The organism is Phocaeicola sp. HCN-40430, from assembly GCF_037890285.1.
Taxonomy (GTDB): Bacteria; Bacteroidota; Bacteroidia; order Bacteroidales; family Bacteroidaceae; genus Phocaeicola; species Phocaeicola acetigenes.
Genome location: NZ_JBBKBS010000006.1, coordinates 13,860 through 32,189, shown reverse-complemented (window position 1 = coordinate 32,189; position 18,330 = coordinate 13,860). Strand labels below are relative to the sequence as shown.

18 protein-coding genes and 5 tRNA genes are annotated in these 18,330 nt (G+C 42.0%); 10 read left to right on the top strand and 13 right to left on the bottom strand.

Features of this window, described 5'->3' with window-relative positions:
* Positions 1-9: 9 nt before the first annotated feature.
* The 8 genes from ahpC to ribD form a co-directional block, all read right to left on the bottom strand.
* Positions 10-576 carry an alkyl hydroperoxide reductase subunit C gene (ahpC, locus tag WKU26_RS04070; protein ID WP_178267028.1) on the bottom strand — a complete coding sequence of 189 codons (567 nt, stop codon included), beginning with the start codon at positions 574-576 and terminating at the stop codon, positions 10-12.
* A gap of 191 nt (positions 577-767) precedes the next feature.
* Positions 768-1,598: a glutamate racemase gene (gene murI / locus WKU26_RS04065; protein WP_338157991.1), complete on the bottom strand. Its 831-nt coding sequence runs from the start codon at positions 1,596-1,598 to the stop codon at positions 768-770.
* 119 nt (positions 1,599-1,717) lie between these two features.
* Positions 1,718-2,263 carry an OmpH family outer membrane protein gene (locus tag WKU26_RS04060; RefSeq protein WP_178267030.1) on the bottom strand — a complete coding sequence of 182 codons (546 nt, stop codon included), beginning with the start codon at positions 2,261-2,263 and terminating at the stop codon, positions 1,718-1,720.
* Positions 2,264-2,325: 62 nt separating this feature from the next.
* On the bottom strand, positions 2,326-2,841 hold the full coding sequence (locus tag WKU26_RS04055; RefSeq protein ID WP_340320984.1) for an OmpH family outer membrane protein: 516 nt from the start codon (positions 2,839-2,841) through the stop codon (positions 2,326-2,328).
* A 108-nt stretch (positions 2,842-2,949) separates the two neighbouring features.
* Positions 2,950-5,598 (bottom strand): outer membrane protein assembly factor BamA, encoded by a 2,649-nt coding sequence (bamA, locus tag WKU26_RS04050; RefSeq protein WP_340320983.1) that lies wholly within the window; start codon positions 5,596-5,598, stop codon positions 2,950-2,952.
* A gap of 2 nt (positions 5,599-5,600) precedes the next feature.
* Entirely contained in the window at positions 5,601-6,338 is a 738-nt protein-coding gene (locus WKU26_RS04045) for an isoprenyl transferase (protein ID WP_269878641.1), read from the bottom strand.
* A gap of 25 nt (positions 6,339-6,363) precedes the next feature.
* Positions 6,364-7,833, bottom strand: coding sequence for a DUF6242 domain-containing protein (locus WKU26_RS04040; protein WP_340320982.1), 1,470 nt, complete (start codon positions 7,831-7,833; stop codon positions 6,364-6,366).
* Between the two features lie 332 nt (positions 7,834-8,165).
* Positions 8,166-9,215 carry a bifunctional diaminohydroxyphosphoribosylaminopyrimidine deaminase/5-amino-6-(5-phosphoribosylamino)uracil reductase RibD gene (gene ribD, locus WKU26_RS04035; protein ID WP_340321056.1) on the bottom strand — a complete coding sequence of 350 codons (1,050 nt, stop codon included), beginning with the start codon at positions 9,213-9,215 and terminating at the stop codon, positions 8,166-8,168.
* A gap of 32 nt (positions 9,216-9,247) precedes the next feature.
* Between ribD and prmC the strand changes: the two genes are divergently transcribed.
* The 9 genes from prmC (at position 9,248) to WKU26_RS03990 (ending at position 15,177) form a co-directional block, all read left to right on the top strand.
* On the top strand, positions 9,248-10,093 hold the full coding sequence (gene prmC, locus WKU26_RS04030) for a peptide chain release factor N(5)-glutamine methyltransferase (RefSeq protein ID WP_340320981.1): 846 nt from the start codon (positions 9,248-9,250) through the stop codon (positions 10,091-10,093).
* Complete coding sequence (locus WKU26_RS04025; protein ID WP_338157986.1) at positions 10,090-10,563, top strand: regulatory protein RecX; 474 nt, start codon at positions 10,090-10,092, stop codon at positions 10,561-10,563. Before prmC ends, WKU26_RS04025 begins: the two co-directional genes overlap by 4 nt.
* Positions 10,547-11,236, top strand: a complete 690-nt coding sequence (locus WKU26_RS04020; RefSeq protein WP_340320980.1) for a ComF family protein — start codon at positions 10,547-10,549, stop codon at positions 11,234-11,236. Before WKU26_RS04025 ends, WKU26_RS04020 begins: the two co-directional genes overlap by 17 nt.
* A 101-nt stretch (positions 11,237-11,337) precedes the next feature.
* A complete protein-coding gene (gene pyrE / locus WKU26_RS04015) occupies positions 11,338-11,973 on the top strand; it encodes an orotate phosphoribosyltransferase (RefSeq protein ID WP_178267038.1) in 636 nt (211 codons plus the stop codon).
* 107 nt (positions 11,974-12,080) lie between these two features.
* Positions 12,081-12,506 carry an SRPBCC family protein gene (locus tag WKU26_RS04010; protein ID WP_178267039.1) on the top strand — a complete coding sequence of 142 codons (426 nt, stop codon included), beginning with the start codon at positions 12,081-12,083 and terminating at the stop codon, positions 12,504-12,506.
* A gap of 10 nt (positions 12,507-12,516) precedes the next feature.
* Complete coding sequence (gene argH / locus WKU26_RS04005; protein WP_178267040.1) at positions 12,517-13,857, top strand: argininosuccinate lyase; 1,341 nt, start codon at positions 12,517-12,519, stop codon at positions 13,855-13,857.
* A 75-nt stretch (positions 13,858-13,932) separates the two neighbouring features.
* A tRNA-Gly gene (locus WKU26_RS04000) sits at positions 13,933-14,005 on the top strand.
* A 10-nt stretch (positions 14,006-14,015) separates the two neighbouring features.
* Positions 14,016-14,100 (top strand) — tRNA-Leu (locus WKU26_RS03995).
* A gap of 84 nt (positions 14,101-14,184) precedes the next feature.
* Positions 14,185-15,177, top strand: coding sequence for a metallophosphoesterase family protein (locus WKU26_RS03990; RefSeq protein WP_340320979.1), 993 nt, complete (start codon positions 14,185-14,187; stop codon positions 15,175-15,177).
* 121 nt (positions 15,178-15,298) lie between these two features.
* Here WKU26_RS03990 and WKU26_RS03985 read toward each other — a convergent pair whose 3' ends face one another.
* The 5 genes from WKU26_RS03985 to WKU26_RS03965 form a co-directional block, all read right to left on the bottom strand.
* On the bottom strand, positions 15,299-15,739 hold the full coding sequence (locus WKU26_RS03985) for a hypothetical protein (RefSeq protein WP_340320978.1): 441 nt from the start codon (positions 15,737-15,739) through the stop codon (positions 15,299-15,301).
* 83 nt (positions 15,740-15,822) lie between these two features.
* A complete protein-coding gene (locus tag WKU26_RS03980; RefSeq protein WP_340320977.1) occupies positions 15,823-16,749 on the bottom strand; it encodes a magnesium transporter CorA family protein in 927 nt (308 codons plus the stop codon).
* A gap of 185 nt (positions 16,750-16,934) precedes the next feature.
* Positions 16,935-17,008, bottom strand: a tRNA-Asn gene (locus WKU26_RS03975).
* A 24-nt stretch (positions 17,009-17,032) separates the two neighbouring features.
* Positions 17,033-17,106, bottom strand: a tRNA-Asn gene (locus WKU26_RS03970).
* 23 nt (positions 17,107-17,129) lie between these two features.
* Positions 17,130-17,203, bottom strand: a tRNA-Asn gene (locus WKU26_RS03965).
* 78 nt (positions 17,204-17,281) lie between these two features.
* Here WKU26_RS03965 and WKU26_RS03960 point away from each other — a divergent pair.
* Positions 17,282-18,268, top strand: coding sequence for an adenosine kinase (locus WKU26_RS03960; RefSeq protein WP_340320976.1), 987 nt, complete (start codon positions 17,282-17,284; stop codon positions 18,266-18,268).
* Positions 18,269-18,330: the final 62 nt, after the last annotated feature.

Here is an 18,330-nt window from a genome sequence, read left to right as displayed (position 1 = left end):
CTTTCCTGTTTAGATTTTACCAACAAGGTCGATACTTGGCTTCAGAGTTTCTGCTCCTTTCTTCCATTTAGCAGGGCAGACTTCACCGTCGTGTGCTGCTACAAACTGAGCTGCTTCTACTTTACGCAACAATTCGTCCGCGTTACGGCCAATGCTGTTATCTTGTATTTCTACTAACTTAATCAAACCTTCCGGATTTACCACGAAAGTACCGCGATAAGCCATACCGTCTTCTTCAATCATTACGCCAAATGCGCGCGATAAGGCTCCGGTAGGATCGGCTAGCATCGGATATTGAATTTTACGGATGCTTTCAGATGCATCATGCCATGCTTTGTGCACAAAATGCGAATCAGTGCTTACAGAATAAACTTCCACTCCCATTGCTTTGAATTGCTCGTATTTCTCTGCCATATCTACCAGTTCGGTAGGACACACGAAAGTAAAGTCAGCAGGGTAGAAAAAGAAAATAGCCCATTTACCTTTCAAATCTTCGTTTGATACTGTAACAAACTTTCCGTTATGATATGCCTGTACTTTAAACTCTGGAATTCTTGAATTGATGATTGTTGTCATAAGCTCTATGTTTTATATTATAAATTTGTAATTATTACAATGCAAAGGTAAAGTAACTGCCAAGGGATAGCAATACCTAATTATAGGTATTTTATATTTGTAATAGTTACAATCAAATAAAGATAGAGCAATACAGGAGGCTAGATAGACTAAAAAGATATACCAATAAAAGAGGATAGAGAAGAATATTGTTACTCTAAAGAAATGCTGCGCACATGAATCTGTTCGTGTAGAAATACCGAGGCTGATTCCTGAAATTTATCGACAGATTCAGTAGTAAGAAACTCACATTTTCCTCCAGTAGCGCAACGTTCTTTCATTTCCGGGTGACGATGCAGATAATCTTTCAGGCTTCGGCTGACGTATTCTCCTTGTGCAACAAGGCGGATATGTGCAGGAGTAAAGGTTCTGATCTTGTCCATAAGTAGCGGATAATGCGTACATCCTAAGATAATAGTGTCAATATCCGGATCTTTTTCAAGTAGTTGATTGATATATTTTTGAACAAAATAATCTGCTCCTTCCTGGTCAAATTCATTATTTTCTACCAAAGGTACCCACATAGGACAAGGAACTCCCGTAACATGAATGTCGGGAAACAGTTTGCGGATTTCAAGGGGATAAGATTCTGACTTGACTGTACCGGCGGTAGCCAGCAATCCTACGTGACGGCTTTCGGTCAGCTGACCGATACACTCGGCTGTAGGTCGTATAACCCCCAGTACTCTTCGGCTTGCATCCAGATGTGGAAGATCATTTTGCTGTATGCTTCTCAACGCTTTTGCCGAAGCTGTATTGCATGCGAGAATGACAAGCGGACATCCCAGCTCGAAGAGTTTTCTGACAGCTTGCAGGGTAAATTCGTATACCACCTCAAAAGAACGTGTACCGTATGGCGTACGTGCATTATCTCCCAAATAAATATAATTATATTCCGGAAGCAGTTCTCTGAACTTGTTGAGAATAGTCAGTCCTCCATAGCCGGAGTCGAATACGCCGATAGGTCCTGTCTGTACATGCATGGTGAGAAGTTTTTTGGATAGGTTATAAAGAATAGCGAAGAATCTCGAACAGAGAGCACGTATTATGTGCAACGAGATTCTTCGCTATTGTTCAGAATGACAATATAGTCTTCTTAATATTACTGAACCGGAGCAGCAGCCGGAGTAGCCGGAACAGCAGTCAGGCTGATACCCAATTTAGTTTTGATGTCATTAGTTACATCTTTTGATACAGTTTCATCGATATAAGGAATATCAGTTCTGTTCAAGTCGAATACATAAGTATATCCGCCGGCAGCACCTACAGCTTTCACAGCATCTTCCATTTTTTTGTAGATAGGCTCCATCATTTCACCATAAGCCTTTTGCAATTGCTGCTGTGCTTCCTGCTGGAACTGCATTCCTTTTTCAGACATTTCCTGCAATTCTTTTTGACGACGTTCCTGAATATTCTGTGGCAGTGATTTCTGTTCCTGCTGATATTCTGCATACTTTTTGTTAAACTCGTCAGAAGCACGTTTTATTTCGTCTTCGTACTGTTTCTGCATAGTCTGAATGTCAGTCTGTGCTTTTGCATATTCTGGCATAACTGGGATAATGTCCATTGACTTGAAGTGTGCAAACTTCTGTGCGAAGACACTCATCGGAGCGATGAGTAAAAGTAAAAAAGCAATTTTCTTCAACATAATTCTTAGTTTCTATATTTGTTTATAATTATTCTTGTTTACGATTGTGCAAATGTATAAAATTAATTTGAATATCCTAATTTCGAAAGAATTTCATTACTGATATCAATGCGCGGAGAAGCAAATATCATGCTTTGTGCCGATGCCCGGTCCAATACAACATCGTATCCAACCTGAGTGGCTACTTCTTTTACGGCATTGTAGATAGCATCCTGAATAGGAGTAATCAGTTCCTGACGTTTTTTCATGATGGTACCTTCCGGTCCAAAATAATTCTTACGCAATTCGGCCGCTTCTTTTTCTTTTCCTACAATTGCTTCTTCTCTGGCAGTTTTTTGTGCCGCAGTCAGCGATTCTGCATCTTTCTGGTAGCTTTCATAAAGTTTCTTTGCTTCTGCTGTCTTGGCTTCTATTTCGCTTTGATACTGTTTGGAAAGAACTTCCAATTGTTGGTTAGCCTGTTCGTAAGCCGGAATCTGTTTCAAGATATACTCCATATCAATCAAGGCAAAGCGTTGTGCATTTGCTGTCATCATACAAGCTATAAATAACACGGTAGATAGAATAAATCTTTTCATAGGCCAAATATAATTAAGGGTTAAGAAAAAAAGAATGAAGAATTAAAAATGAAAGAAACAGTCTGTTCAATCTATTCCCCATTCTTGATTCTTCATTCTCTGAATATTTTAGAATTCTTGTCCGATAATGAAGTGGAACTGGCTTCCACCATACTGTGTCGAACCGTTAATCTTATCAAATCCGTATGCCCAGTCAATACCCATCATACCAATCATCGGGAGGAAGATACGTACACCGACACCGGCAGAGCGTTTCAAACTGAATGGATTGAATTTTCCAACTTCTGTCCATGCATTACCTGCTTCTACGAAGCCCAGTGCATAGATACTGGTTGAGTTTTCAAGCATCAGCGGGTAGCGCAATTCTGCACCCAAACGAATATAAGCGTAACCTTCACTTCCGTAAGGAGTCAGGGCTCCATTTTCGTAACCACGCAATGCAATCGTTTCCGAAGCGTAGTTGTAGCTGTATCCTGTCATACCGTCACCACCTACATAGAATGTTTCAAACGGAGAACGTTTGTATTTGTTGAAGTGACCCAAAATACCAAATTCGGTACGTGTCATGATTACCGGACATTTCTGGATATCCATCAGCGCTGTATAGGTCTTGGCTTTAAATTTCCATTTGTGATATTCAATCCATTTATACATGCTGGCTGCGTCTTCGTAATTGTCCTTTCCGTATGTGGAATAATCTTTATTGCTAAATAAAGAATACGGAGGAGTAATTTGCAGTGAAGCACTGAACTCGGAACCATAACGTGGGAAAATAGGATTGTCGGTAGAGTTACGTGCCAAGGTCAGGTTCAGGCTTAAGCTATTACAGTTACCGGTATTCATGTACTGACCGTTGTTCAACATAATGTACAGATAGCTCCAGTCTTTCAGCATAAAGCGTTGGTAAGACAGCTCGGCAGACAGTGTAAAGTAGTCATCCGGCCATCTCAGACGCTTACCCCATCCTACGGAAACACCAAACATCTTGATAGACTTGTCCGGGTCGTAGTAAGATTCGTAGTTATTGTAATATCCACCGTACATATTGCCGTAGCCGTACAGATAGTTATAATAGTTGTTCATATAAGCCGAGTTATAATACTGGCTGCTGACGTCGGTCTGTATAGAGTAGAATGCCGATACAGAGAATGACGTCGGGCGTTTTCCTCCAAACCAAGGGTCGAAGAACGATACACTATACGACTGATAGTACTGACCGTTGGTCTGCCCGCTGATGGTTAAAGTCTGTCCGTCACCCTGTGGCAGGAATCCGCGGTAGTTATCATTCTTGCGGAATAAGTTGGCAAATGAGAAGTTGGTAAATTTCAAACTCAGTTTACCGATAACACCAGTCTGTCCCCAACCTGCCGAGAACTCTACCTGGTCATTGGCTTTCGATTCCAGTTTCCAGTTGAGGTCTACTGTTCCGTCTTCCGGATTAGGCTTGATTCCCGGGTCTATATTTTCAGGGTTAAAGTGTCCCATCTGAGCAATTTCACGGTAAGAACGTTCGATAGCCTCTTTACTGAAGAGGTCTCCCGGACGCACACGCAGCTCACGGCGTACAATATTTTCGTACAAACGGTCGTTACCATTGATACGCACATGTTTGATTGTAGCCTGCGGACCTTCTACAATACGCATTTCCAAGTCGATAGAGTCGTTGTTGATATTTACTTCTACCGGATCAAGGTGGAAGAAGACATATCCGCGGTTGTAGTAGTTGTTGCCGATAGCATCTTCATCACTGTTGATACGTTCATTCAGTAATTTCTGGTTATATACATCACCATGTTTCATGCGGAGCTGTTGGCTCAGCAAGTCCGAAGGATACACCGTATTACCTACCCAGGTAATGTTTCTCAGGTAGTATTTTGTACCTTCTTCGATTTTCATGTATACATCAACCGTCTTTTCATCATAAACAGATACACTGTCTTCTACGATTTGGGCGTCACGATATCCCAACTCGTTATATTTTTCGATAATTTTCTGTTTATCTTCTTCGTATTTTTCTTCAATGAATTTCTTGGTGCGGAACAAGTTGATGAGTTTACCTTTTTCGTTGGTTTTCTTCATCACACGTTTCAGCTTTTTATCGCTCAGCACAGAGTTTCCCTCGATGGTAATCTTATGTACCTTTACTTTGGCTTTCTTGTCGATATTTACATCTACGTAAACTTGTTCTTTATTTGCAGTATCCTCACGTTCTATAATGTTGACTTCTGCATTTTTAAATCCCTTTTCGTCGAAATGTTTCTTGATAATGATTTTGGCACGGTCTATCATGTTCGGAGTAATCTGCATACCCTTAACCATGTTTCCCAGTTTCTGCTGTAAATCTTCACGTTCGCTCTTTTTCACTCCATGAAAAGCGATATCGGTGATTCGCGGACGTTGAGTCAGCTGAATGCGCAAATAAATCTTATTTCCTTCAATCTTGTCTGCTACAATTTTCACGTCGGAGAACAAGCCGTGACGCCAGTATCGTTTTACGGCACTGGTAATGTCGTCTCCGGGCACAGTAATCGTTTGTCCTACAGCTAAACCAGATATGCCAATCAGGACATAGTCTTCGTAATTCTTAATACCATCCACTTTGATATCGGCTATTTCGTATTTTTTCGGAGTTCCGTTATACAGAATAACCGGAGTATCGCTGTTAGTCGTTGTATTATTCTCCTGTGCATATCCGTTTGTGGTAAAACAGAATACACTTGTCAGAGTCAATAGGATGAGGGAAAAACAGTATCGCATCTTTACTTTAATATTTGTTCACTTGTTTTGCCAAATCGGCGTTCTCTTCTTTGATAATCACAAATAGCTTTATATAACTCTTCAGCTTTGAAATCCGGCCAGAATGTATCACAGAAATACAATTCCGAGTAGGCACATTGCCAAAGCAGATAGTTGCTGAGTCGGATTTCTCCACCTGTACGTATCAGCAGTTCCGGATCCGGCATATAGTTTGTTGCCAAATGCTCGTCTATAGTTCGGTCGGTAATGCTGTTGATATCCAGTTCTTTATTTGCTACTTTCCGGGCTATGTTTTTTACAGCTTCAGTCAGTTCCCATTTTGAAGAATAGCTTAAGGCCAATGTGAGACACATCCCCGTATTACCGGATGTTCGCTGTATGCAATGGTTAAGACGTTCCAACACGTTGGCCGGGAGTTTATCTGTGTCGCCTATGATACGGAAGCGGATGTTGTTTTTCATGAACGTTTCCTCTTCAAGAGAGTCCATAAGCAGATTCATCAATGCAGACACTTCCTCTGCCGGACGATTCCAGTTCTCGGTAGAAAAAGTGTACAGAGTGAGATATTTCACACCCAGTTTCGCTGCTTCTTCGGTAATGACGTGTACGGTTTCCGCTCCTGCCTGGTGTCCAACGGTACGTATTTCTCCCCGTTGTTTAGCCCAGCGTCCGTTTCCATCCATGATGATGGCAATGTGTGCCGGAATCCGTGTCCTGTCTATTTGTTCTTTATATGACATAGCGTATAAGTTCAAGGTTGATAGTTTACCATTTTGGTGCAAAGCCCAAATGATTGATTCGTCCTCTGCTCATTGAGCCGTCGCCCCAGATAATCCAGATGAAATTATGCTCATCTACAGTACAAGAGTAGCTTTGAGTTTCTGCATATCTTTCAGTGAAGGTCTTGTCATCCTCTGTCGGTTTGGCGAATGTTTCATGGATAGCAATGTTATCCCAGCTTAATCCGTTGTCTGTTGAGCTGTAGAGTAATGCAAATGCTTCATGAGCACCGTCGGATGCCTTTGATGCACCACCAAATGCATATAGTTTTTTATTGTAATAAATCATAGTTGGGTTAGTGATATTAGGACAACTCAATGTATCTGGCTGTGTATAGGTTATCCATGAGTTATCACTCGACAGACGGCTGCATACAATACCGGTTTTTTCGCTTGCCGTTTCTCCGCTACTCATTACTATCGTACGATAGAGTGTATTATTGTGTGATGCGGGTACTGTGACAGCAGAAAACGGTTGTGCAGTTGCAGGGAATATAATCGGTGCAGAGCCATCGCCGTCGTCTGTGCAAGAATAAGCTTCATTGCTTACAGTCAGGCTGGTAAAGGTCTTTTCGGTGTTGGCTTTGCGGGCATATAAAGTGGTATTATAACCGGAAATCAGTTGTGAAAAACCTTCAGTGGCATTTGCAACCTGAATTTCTTCATAGCCATTTGTTGTCAATTTGTACAATTTGCTTTGTGCAAGGAAATAGATTTCATTATTCCATAAAGTGGCAGAATAAGGATCTGTATTTTGAGGAAGCGGAGTTTCCATTTCCTGCCATGCGCCCGGAACAGCACCCGAGAAATCGCTGTTGTAGCTGATTGTAGTGTACTGAAGTGTTGGAGCTCCGTTGGCTGTACCAAATACATAAATCTTATTGTCTTTGTAGATGGCTTTCTGTTCTGTCAGGTCGGTAGTGAATGTATGTGTATCGTATACAGAGTGCCAAATCAATGAATCCGGATCCTGGGTATGTAAGTTCACTTTAACTGTATATGGACGTCCTTTAGACATATCGTATGCAGTCACCTGGAATTGAAGCGGACCGAATGAGAAGTCAATAGAGTCGGTGCTGGTCCATAAAGTATCAGTCGGTTCACTATCAGCCGATTTTTTCTTTCCGTATAAAATATAGTTGCTGTCTGCTGTAATATTGGTAATTACTTTTGAGATGTCTGTACCGACAGGTAGTGAATCCTTATTTTCAATAGTTCTGTTTATCTGGTCAATAGTAAAAGGATAGTCCGACATATCTACTGCATCATAGTAAATAGAATCGTTCCCTTCTTTATCTTTTCCTGTTACTTTTACTTTCAGTGTGCCCAGTGAAAACGATTTGATACTGGAATCGGAACTGTATGTTATTTCTGTTACCTCAGTATCCAGACACGAGGTAAATGTAGAAGTTGTTAAAAACAAGCCGACGAGGGCTGGTAAAAACTTTATTTTCATTTGCAAATGATTTCTATTATTACAAGTTGCAAAAGTAGAAAGTTTTTTTTCGAATCACCACTTTTGTGTCAAGTTTTATATAAAATTATGGATAAACGTGCCTTTTTTATCTGCCATTCAGAAGATTTTATCCGCAATAGAATGTAATGGAAACTTATGGATGTATGATGGAATGAGACTGGATACACAGGTAGATGGGATAAGTAAGGACTTTTAACCGACGTCGTCGGACGGTCATTCGGCGATGTCGTTTTTATATCCGGCACCGCCGGCTGTTCGGCCGACGACGCCGGATGAAGAAAAGAATTTGTATTTTAAATATATTTATCTGATTATAAACTGTTTTCTTTTGGGATATAATGTGCGGTGGTAACTCCGCCCCGTTCGAAGTAAGTAGCCTGTATTCCAGCTGGAATAAGAGGGGCCTTTACACCTTGTTGCAGAGAAGTACGGGAATGTTCCACATAGATTTCGTCCCAATATCCACTGTCGATAAAACTTTGTAAGAGCCGACTTCCTCCTTCGACCAGCAGCGACTGGATTTTCTGTCCGTACAGATAATCGGCTATCTGGGGAATAATGGACCGGTTAAAATCCAGCCGGATGTAGCGGATAGCGTCTGTAGACTCTTTTTCACGATTGGTAAAGACACAGGTGGGAACCGAACCGTCGAACAGTTTCAGCGAAGAAGGAAGGGTTAATTCTTTGTCGATTACAAGACGAAGCGGATTTTTTCCGTACCAATGGCGTGTTGTCAGTGACGGATTGTCGAGTAAAGCCGTTTTCCTTCCTACAAGAATAGCCTTATGCTCTGCACGCTGTTTATGTACGTACATGGACGTGAGTGGAGTAGATAAAACTACCGGGCTGCCTCCTTCACGAAGAATGTCGATAAACCCATCGCTCGACTGTGCCCATTTTAATGTGATATAAGGACGTTTTCGAGTATTGAAAGTGATGAAACGTCTGATGAGTTCCTGGCATTCTTTTTCTAAGACCCCTACTGTAACCTGAATTCCTGCATCCTGTAATTTACGTATTCCTCTGCCTGCTACCAGCGAGAAAGGGTCTACGCAGCCAATCACTACCCGAGGGATACCTTTACTGATAATCAGGTCGGCACATGGTGGTGTCTTGCCGTAGTGTGAACAAGGTTCCAGACTGACATAGATGGTCGATTCTTTGAGTAACGCTTCGTCTTTTACCGAGCGGATGGCATTGACTTCGGCGTGACCTTCTCCACAGCAGATATGGTATCCTTCTCCAATGATACGGTCTTTGTACACGATGACGGCTCCTACCATGGGATTAGGAGCTGCATTGCACAATCCGTTTCGTGCAAGCTGTATACAGCGGCTGATATATTTTTCGTCTTTTGTCATCATCTTGTATTTTATTTTTAAATTTGCATATTATGCATCCTATTTACACATATATAAAAAATACATTGTCTGGAATTTATCCCGACACAGAGACTTCTGCTTTGGCGAAATGGATATTGACTGAGTTATTCCAATTCTCGGTGACAGAACTTTATACAGGCAAAGATATGAATTTTCCGGAGGATAACCGGAGAAAACTGGAGGAGATTCTGGAGCGCTTGAAACGTTATGAACCGTTGCAGTATATCATCGGTGAGGTTTCGTTTGCCGGTCTGTGTCTGGAAGTAACGCCCGATGTACTGATTCCGCGTCCTGAAACTGCGGAACTGATAGACTGGATTGCTGCGGACTATCCCCGTGGGGGAGTCCGTATCTTGGATATCGGAACAGGAAGCGGATGCATTCCGATTGCTTTGGCAAACCGTCTGCTGGAGGTACAGGTTACTTCGTGGGATGTTTCGGAAAAGGCTTTGCAGGTAGCTGCACGGAATGCAGACAAGAATAAAGCCCGTGTTTTGCTGGAAAGAGTCGATGTGTTGTCTGCTGATATTCCTTCGGTGCAGGTGGATGTATTGGTCAGTAATCCTCCTTACATTACGGAGAGTGAGCGGGCGGAGATGGAGCGTAATGTGCTCGACTGGGAACCGGAACTTGCTCTTTTTGTGCCCGATACCGATCCTTTGCTGTTTTACCGGCGGATAGCGGAAATCGGACAGCAGATATTGTGCGAAGGAGGAACTTTATATTATGAAATAAACCGTGCATACGGCCCGGAAACTGTGGCATTGCTGCAGAAGATGGGGTATGGGCAAATTGAACTGAGAAAAGATTTGTCTGGCAACGACCGTATGATTAAGGCTGTTAAAACCATTTTATGAAAGAATATACGGAAGCAGAACTGAAATATAAGGCCGAAGCCTATTGCTCAAAATCAGAGCATTGTCCGGCAGAGGTAAGGGAAAAGTTGCGTCAGTGGGGCGCAGAGCCGGAAGTGGCGGAACGGATTCTTTCCGGTTTGGCAAAAGACCGCTTTCTGGATACCTCCCGTTTTTGTCGGGCTTTTGTGCGCGATAAGTATCGCTTCAATCAGTGGGGAAGGATGAAGATTGTACAGGCCTTGCGCATGAAGCAACTTCCTTCTGAGGATATAGAGGCCGGGCTGGAAGAAATTGACGAAGAAGAGTACAACAATGTGCTGAAATCGTTGCTGGCGCAGAAAGCCAGAGGCTTGAAAGCCGGAAGCGACTATGAACGGAATTCAAAACTGATTCGTTTTGCGGTGAGCCGCGGATTTGCGATGGACGAAGTGTTACGTTATATCAGACAAACGGATGAGTTTCTGGACTGACTGGAAAGACTTTTTCTTTCCTCGTTTTTGTGTAACTTGCGGCAGACCGTTGCTGGCAGGAGAGAAGGCCTTGTGTGTATCTTGTATATCCGGCCTTCCTTATACAGGACTGGGGAATACATCCGGCAATGAAATGGAACGTTGCTTTTGGGGACGCTTCCCGGTAGAACGGGCTACCTCTTTGTTCTTTTATAAGAAAGACGGTCATGTAGCACAGATTCTGTATGGGATGAAATATAAGGGCCGCAAAAAGCTTTGCTTGCAAATGGGGAGGCTGATGGCGGAAGAACTGAAACCGTCAGGATTCTTCGACGGTGTAGATTATCTGCTTCCCGTTCCTTTGCATCCGTCGCGTAAGAAAAGAAGAGGATATAATCAGAGCGAACTGCTGGCTCAAGGCATTTCCATGTATACTCATATTCCACTTTGTACAGAAGCGGTATGCCGTATTCATAACAATGAAAGCCAGACACACAAGAGCGGGTTCGAACGATGGCAGAATGTATCACAACTTTTTCGGGCTACCGGTGCTGCACAATCGTTAAGTCATACTCATGTAATGATTGTTGATGACGTACTCACTACAGGAGCCACTCTGATTTCCTGTGCCGATGCTTTGGCGCAGGTAGAGGGGATACGGATTAGTGTCGTTACGCTTGCCTGGGCTAAATAGAATCGTCTGATAATTTTTTCATAAAAATAATGATTCATTATTTTCTTATACCAATGTATTTCCATAATTTTGCAGAAATGTTTATTAGATAATTGCTAATTATGAAAGCTTTGGAAAGATTATTCGCAGAAAAGTTACTGAAGGTAAAAGCTGTTAAGATTCAGCCAGCAAATCCGTTTACTTGGGCATCAGGTTGGAAGTCTCCTATTTACTGTGACAACCGTAAGACTTTGTCTTATCCTGCTCTACGTAACTTTGTTAAGTTGGAGATTTGTCGTGTGATTCTTGAAAAATTCGGAGAGGTGGATGCCATTGCGGGTGTAGCTACAGGAGCTATCGCACAGGGAGCATTGGTTGCCGAAGAATTAAACCTTCCGTTCGTTTACGTTCGTTCAAGTCCAAAGGATCATGGATTGGAAAACTTAATCGAAGGCGAATTGCGTCCGGGTATGAAAGTTGTAGTAGTAGAAGACTTGATTTCTACAGGTGGAAGCAGCTTGAAGGCTGTTGAAGCTATCCGTCGCGACGGTTGCGAAGTGATTGGTATGGTTGCTTCATTTACTTATGGTTTCGATGTTTCTGTAGAAGCATTTAAACATGCAAAAGTAGAATTGGTTACACTGACTAACTACAATGCAGTATTGGATGCAGCATTGAAAACTGATTATATCAACGAAGAAGATATTCCGGTATTACAGGCTTGGAGAGAAGATCCTTCTCACTGGACAGGAAAATAAGTAAAGTTTTTCTTATTAAATAATAGAGGCACGGATTACACGGAGCTCACGGTTTGGAGAATGAACCGTGTTTGTCCTTGCAATCCGTGTTCTTTTTTTTAATTGTTATGGTAAAGTTTGAAAGTGAAGTAAAGCATGTTCCTTATAGCCAGGAACGAGTATATACAAAATTGGCCGATTTGAATAATCTGGCTTCTGTACGTGAACGTTTGGATTTGCTGAAAGACAAGTTGGAAGGAAAACTGGAAGATATGTCGTTCGACCAGGATTCGCTTACACTGAAGGTGCAGGGCATTAGTCTGACGTTGCGTATCGTGGAGCGTGAACCAATGAAGTGTATTAAATTTGAAGGAGACAAGACACCCATTCCTTTGAACTTGTGGATACAGATTCTGCCGGTTACCGATGTGGAAGCGAAAATGAGAGTGACAATTGGGGCAGAAGTGAATATGTTTATGAAAGCAATGGTATCCAAACCGCTGAAAGAAGGAGTGGATAAACTGGCAGACATGCTGGCTATGATACCTTATTAATAGTTTGATTATGGCTCAGAAACTTTGGGAAAAAAATGTGCAGGTAAATGCCGAAATCGACCGCTTTACAGTAGGGCGCGACCGTGAACTGGATATTTATCTGGCTAAGCATGATGTATTGGGCTCGATGGCTCATATTACCATGCTTGAGAGTATAGGCTTGTTGACAGCAGAAGAACTGAAGGTGTTGCTGGAAGAACTGAAAGCGATTTATGCTTCTGCAGAAAGAGGAGAGTTTGTGATAGAGGATGGTATAGAAGATGTTCATTCTCAGGTGGAATTGATGCTGACCCGTAAACTGGGAGATGTAGGAAAGAAAATCCATAGTGGACGTTCGCGCAACGATCAGGTTTTGCTCGACTTGAAGTTGTTTACCCGTGAGCAGTTGAGAGGGGTAGCCGAAGCGGTGGAGGATTTGTTCCGTGTGCTGATTGCGCAGAGCAACCGCTATAAAGATGTATTGATGCCGGGATATACACATTTGCAGATTGCCATGCCTTCTTCTTTTGGCTTGTGGTTTGGTGCGTATGCAGAGAGTCTGGTAGATGATATGATGTTCTTGCAGGCTGCTTATAAGATGTGTAACCGTAACCCGTTGGGTTCGGCAGCCGGATATGGTTCTTCTTTCCCGCTCGACCGTGAGATGACAACTCGTCTGCTGGGATTCGATTCCATGAACTATAATGTAGTGTATGCGCAGATGGGACGTGGAAAGATGGAAAGAAATGTAGCCTTTGCACTGGCTTCTATTGCCGGCACATTGTCTAAGCTGGCTTTCGATGCCTGCATGTTCAGCAGCCAGAACTTCGGTTTTGTGAAGTTACCGGACGAATGTACTACCGGCTCCAGTATCATGCCTCATAAGAAAAACCCGGATGTATTTGAGTTGACTCGTGCCAAATGCAATAAAATCCAGGGATTGCCACAGCAGATTATGCTGATTATGAATAATCTTCCTTCGGGATACTTCCGTGACCTTCAGATTATCAAGGAAGTGTTCTTGCCGGCTTTCGAAGAGTTGAACGACTGCTTGCGAATGGCTACTTACATCATGGATAAGATAAAGGTGAACGAACACATATTGGACGATGACAAGTATCTGTATATTTTCAGTGTAGAAGAGGTCAACCGTCTGGCTGCCGAAGGAATGCCTTTCCGCGATGCTTATAAGAAGGTAGGATTGGATATTGAGGCTGGTAAGTTTACACATAACAAGCAGGTGCATCATACCCATGCCGGAAGTATCGGCAATTTGTGTAACGACAAGATTGAAGCCTTGATGAATGAAGTTGTGTCCGGATTTGGCTTCGATACGGTAATGTGTGCAGAGAAGTCTTTATTAGGACGATAATGTAATATTTATAAAAGAAAAACGGGTGAAATGTTTGGAAGGTATTGTAAAAGTTTCTACATTTGCACCCGTAACGCGGAAATAGCTCAGTTGGTAGAGCATAACCTTGCCAAGGTTAGGGTCGCGAGTTCGAGTCTCGTTTTCCGCTCTTATAGGCTGCTCGAATGGTGGAATCGGTAGACACGAGGGACTTAAAATCCCTTGGCCATTGCGGCTGTGCGGGTTCAAGTCCCGCTTCGAGTACTTGAAATGGCTTCTGTAAATTCTAAAAAGGATTTATAGAAGCCTTTTTTAATGGCATAGGTTATAATTAAAAATAAATCTTTTATGAAGAACTTTTTATTTACAGCAATTCTGCTGTTGTGTGTGGCTATGGGGAGCAATGCACAAACCAATACATTGAAATTTAATAAAGACGGTAAATTTAAGATTGTACAGTTTACGGATTTGCATATCAAATGGCAGGATACCCGTTCGGATATTGCATTTACTTGTATAAAAAATACATTGGAGGCTGAAAAACCGGATTTGGTGGTATTGACAGGTGATATTATTTACAGTGCTCCGGCTGATAAGAACTTCCGTCATGTGATGGAATTTATTTCACAATATAAGATTCCTTTTGCTCTTGCATTTGGCAATCACGACCGGGAACAGGGGTTGAGTAACGCGGAGTTGTTGAAGATTGCACGTGAGTTTCCTTATTGTGTGGCTTCGGATGTGGAAGGAGTGACCGGAGATGGTAATTATACGTTGGAAGTCAAAGGAGGAAACGATGATAAAAATAAGATGATTCTTTATTTTATCGACTCGAACCGTGGTTCTTTACTTGAGGAACAGGGAGTAGGAGGTTATGATTATATTCATTTGGATCAGGTAAACTGGTATGTGAAGACGAGTCGTACTTATACCAGGCAGAACGGCGGCACTCCTCTGCCGGCATTGGCTTTCTTCCATATTCCTCTGCCGGAATATAATCTGGCTGCACAGAATGAGAATACTACATTGTATGGTATCCGAAGAGAAAAGGCTTGTTCTCCTGAATTGAATTCTGGTTTATTTGCGGCTATGAAAGAACAGGGAGATATAATGGGAGTATTTGTAGGTCATGACCATGATAATGACTATGCTGTAAACTGGTATAATATTTTGTTGGCTTATGGCCGTTTCACAGGAGGCCCTACAGAGTATATTCATATTCCTAATGGGGCGCGTGTGATTGAGTTGACGGAAGGGAAACGGGTAATTGATACTTATATCCGTTTGACAAATGGTTCGATAGAACAACGGACCTCGTTTCCTGCTGATTATGTGAAATAATCGGGCTGCTGATGGAATGTTCCGAAGTGAATGTCCCTACTTATATCCGGCCTTTGCAGAGAAGAAATCTGTGAAGGCCGGCCTTTTATTACAGAATGTTGAAGGTCTGTGGGGAATTCTTTTATGCCTGATCGATTGGGGAGGATGTTCTGGCTTTCTTCCAAAATAGAAGAAAGCGAATGGCTGTGCCTATAAGGGCAAGAGACAGTCCGGTGTAAAATACTGCAATAAATGATTCGGGGAGCAGGTGCAGGCGGCGTATGCCGGCTCCTATTCCCATCATGACAGCCATCATAATCCATCCTTTCACATCGAAAAAGGAGAAGGGGCAGTTTTTGTGTTGCTTTTGCAGGATACGTTGTGTGTGCTTTTTATATACCTTATGAAAGATGAGTCCGAAAAAGAGGAGGAAGATGAGGCTGGCCTCACAGATTTTGAAAAGCCAATAATGGGATGTGTGAAACCAGTAGGTGATACCAGTCTGAAGGATATTAATGCCTGCTATCAGCCAGATTATTCCAGCTGTGATGAGTAATGTGTATTTGGAGACTCCGTATCGCATGGTGTGAATGGTTTTCTTTTTTTTTTGTGAAGTCTTGCCATTGTTCTTGAATTGGAGAGAACAATGGCAAGACTGTGGTTGGATTAGAACCATTTGATTTTTCTGAAAATAATCAGTGCTGTAACTGACAGGCAGACGGAAATGAGTGCAATCAAACTGAAAGCGTGGGGTATGTGTTCCAGATGAATGTCTACATTCATTCCATAAAAACTGGCTATCAATGTGGGAACCATCAATACAATGGAAAGGCTGGTCATGCGTTTCATGATGGTGTTGACATTGTTGGATATAATGGAGGCAAACGCATCCATTGTACCTGTCAGAATGTCGCTGTAAATGTTGACCATGTTATGTGCTTGCTTCAGTTCGATAAGCACATCCTCCGTCAGTTCTGAATTTTGGTAATCCTTTTCATTGAAGATATTGCCGAGTTTTCCAATCATGGTTTCATTTCCACGGATGGAGGTGTTGAAATAAACCAGACTTTTCTGTAGGTTCATCAAACGGAGCAAGTCTTCGTTTCGGATGCTTTTTTCCAATTCTTTTTCCGCACAGCTGACTTCGTTGTTTATTTGTTTTAAGTATTTCAGAAACCATACGGCTGAGGAGTAGATTAGCCGTAAGATGAGTTCGTACTTATTAGGAACATTGATTCCTTTTCTGCGGGTATGTTCAATAAAGTCGGGAATCATTTCGGTGGAATGGTAGCATACGGATACTACAATTTCATTGTTGGTAATGATTCCGATGGGTACTGTGGTGTATGCGACTTTGTCTTGTGGGGTTTGTATGGGAATACGCAGAATAGTCAATAACCAATTTCCTTCTGTATCGGTTCGTGGACGTTCGTCGGTGTCTGCTATATCATGTAGGAAAGAAGCAGGTACTTTTAGCGTGTTTTGTAGAAAATCGAAATCTTCTTGGGTGGGGCATTCTACGTTTACCCAGCAGTGGGGAAGCCAATTGGGTTTTTCAATAAATCCGGCTTCACAATAAAGATACTTTCTCATTGTGCTATTCCTTTCTTGTTTTTGTATCCGTTGAAAGGGTAACACAAGGACATCAAAACCTTATTTTACTTCTTCAACGGAGAAGGTAAATACTTGTAAGTGTACGTTCGCGGGTTTGAATCGTCCATAATGATAGTTTTTGGGGATTTATAAAAAAAGTTCGTCTTGTTGGAGACGAACTTTTGCTCTTCAGGTTGGACTTGAACCAACGACCCTCTGATTAACAGTCAGATGCTCTAACCGACTGAGCTACTGAAGAATGATGTAATTATGTTTAGAAAAGCTCTTCAGGTTGGACTTGAACCAACGACCCTCTGATTAACAGTCAGATGCTCTAACCGACTGAGCTACTGAAGAATGGTGCAATTGTGTTTAGAAAGCTCTTCAGGTTGGACTTGAACCAACGACCCTCTGATTAACAGTCAGATGCTCTAACCGACTGAGCTACTGAAGAAGGTTTTTTCTCAATTGCGAGGCAAAGGTAGTAGGATATTTTGAAATATGCAATATCTTTGCAAAAAAAATATTACTAATGGACAAAATTCTTGGAATGGGCAATGCTTTAGTGGATATTTTGGCTGTTTTAGACAATGATTTGTTACTTGAAGAGCTGAATTTGCCAAAAGGAAGCATGCAGTTGATAAATGAAGAGGTATTGCAGAAAGTGCGAGGGAAGTTTGCCTCATTACCTACTCATCGTGCAACCGGTGGGGCAGCGTGTAATACAATAGCGGCTTTGGCTAAACTGGGAGCTACTCCCGGATTGATAGGAAAGGTTGGTGAGGATGAAAACGGCCGGTTTTTTACAGCTACCTTGCAGGACTATGGGGTAACAACCAATTTATTGTCGGGTAGTTTGCCTACAGGGATAGCCTCTACTTTTATATCTCCGGGTGGAGAGCGTACATTTTGTACCTATCTGGGGGCTGCAGCGACATTAAAAGCAGAGGATTTGTCACCTGAAATGTTCGAAGGATATACCTATTTTTATATAGAGGGATATTTATTGCAGGATCATGACCTTATTTTACGTGCAATGCAGTTGGCTAAACAGGCAGGACTACAGATTTGTCTCGATATGGCGAGTTACAATATTGTAGAAGAAGAGCGTGAATTCTTTGCTATGTTGATAGAGCGCTATGTGGATATTGTATTTGCAAATGAAAGCGAAGCAAGGGCTTATACAGGCAAGGACCCTATGGAGGCTTTAGATGAAATATCTTCTTTATGTAGCGTTGCTATCGTCAAAACAGGAAAAGAAGGCTCGTTGATTAAAAAAGGAACGGAATTTGTACAAGTGACTCCTGTTCCTGTAGAGAAAGTCGTAGATACAACAGGGGCAGGTGATTTTTATGCAGCTGGATTCTTGTATGGTCTGGTTTGTGGTTGTTCGCTGAAGAAATGTGCGCAAATTAGTTCAATTTTGGCAGGACAAGTTATTCAAATAGTAGGAACTGAGTTGAAACCAGAGAAATGGAACGAAATAAAGTTAAATATTGATAGGGTTCTGCATGCGTAAATAGAATATTGTGTTTATTTGTATAAACAACTTGAATAGATATGAATAGAAGAGCAATATGG

Excerpts from the sequence above, each read along its gene's own strand:
- ahpC (WP_178267028.1), bottom strand. The coding sequence starts at position 576 with ATGACAACAATCATCAATTCAAGAATTCCAGAGTTTAAAGTACAGGCA.
- murI (WP_338157991.1), bottom strand. The coding sequence starts at position 1,598 with ATGCATGTACAGACAGGACCTATCGGCGTATTCGACTCCGGCTATGGA.
- WKU26_RS04060 (WP_178267030.1), bottom strand. The coding sequence starts at position 2,263 with ATGTTGAAGAAAATTGCTTTTTTACTTTTACTCATCGCTCCGATGAGT.
- WKU26_RS04055 (WP_340320984.1), bottom strand. The coding sequence starts at position 2,841 with ATGAAAAGATTTATTCTATCTACCGTGTTATTTATAGCTTGTATGATG.
- bamA (WP_340320983.1), bottom strand. The coding sequence starts at position 5,598 with ATGCGATACTGTTTTTCCCTCATCCTATTGACTCTGACAAGTGTATTC.
- WKU26_RS04045 (WP_269878641.1), bottom strand. The coding sequence starts at position 6,338 with ATGTCATATAAAGAACAAATAGACAGGACACGGATTCCGGCACACATT.
- WKU26_RS04040 (WP_340320982.1), bottom strand. The coding sequence starts at position 7,833 with ATGAAAATAAAGTTTTTACCAGCCCTCGTCGGCTTGTTTTTAACAACT.
- ribD (WP_340321056.1), bottom strand. The coding sequence starts at position 9,215 with ATGACAAAAGACGAAAAATATATCAGCCGCTGTATACAGCTTGCACGA.
- prmC (WP_340320981.1), top strand. The coding sequence starts at position 9,248 with ATGCATCCTATTTACACATATATAAAAAATACATTGTCTGGAATTTAT.
- WKU26_RS04025 (WP_338157986.1), top strand. The coding sequence starts at position 10,090 with ATGAAAGAATATACGGAAGCAGAACTGAAATATAAGGCCGAAGCCTAT.
- WKU26_RS04020 (WP_340320980.1), top strand. The coding sequence starts at position 10,547 with ATGAGTTTCTGGACTGACTGGAAAGACTTTTTCTTTCCTCGTTTTTGT.
- pyrE (WP_178267038.1), top strand. The coding sequence starts at position 11,338 with ATGAAAGCTTTGGAAAGATTATTCGCAGAAAAGTTACTGAAGGTAAAA.
- WKU26_RS04010 (WP_178267039.1), top strand. The coding sequence starts at position 12,081 with ATGGTAAAGTTTGAAAGTGAAGTAAAGCATGTTCCTTATAGCCAGGAA.
- argH (WP_178267040.1), top strand. The coding sequence starts at position 12,517 with ATGGCTCAGAAACTTTGGGAAAAAAATGTGCAGGTAAATGCCGAAATC.
- WKU26_RS03990 (WP_340320979.1), top strand. The coding sequence starts at position 14,185 with ATGAAGAACTTTTTATTTACAGCAATTCTGCTGTTGTGTGTGGCTATG.
- WKU26_RS03985 (WP_340320978.1), bottom strand. The coding sequence starts at position 15,739 with ATGCGATACGGAGTCTCCAAATACACATTACTCATCACAGCTGGAATA.
- WKU26_RS03980 (WP_340320977.1), bottom strand. The coding sequence starts at position 16,749 with ATGAGAAAGTATCTTTATTGTGAAGCCGGATTTATTGAAAAACCCAAT.
- WKU26_RS03960 (WP_340320976.1), top strand. The coding sequence starts at position 17,282 with ATGGACAAAATTCTTGGAATGGGCAATGCTTTAGTGGATATTTTGGCT.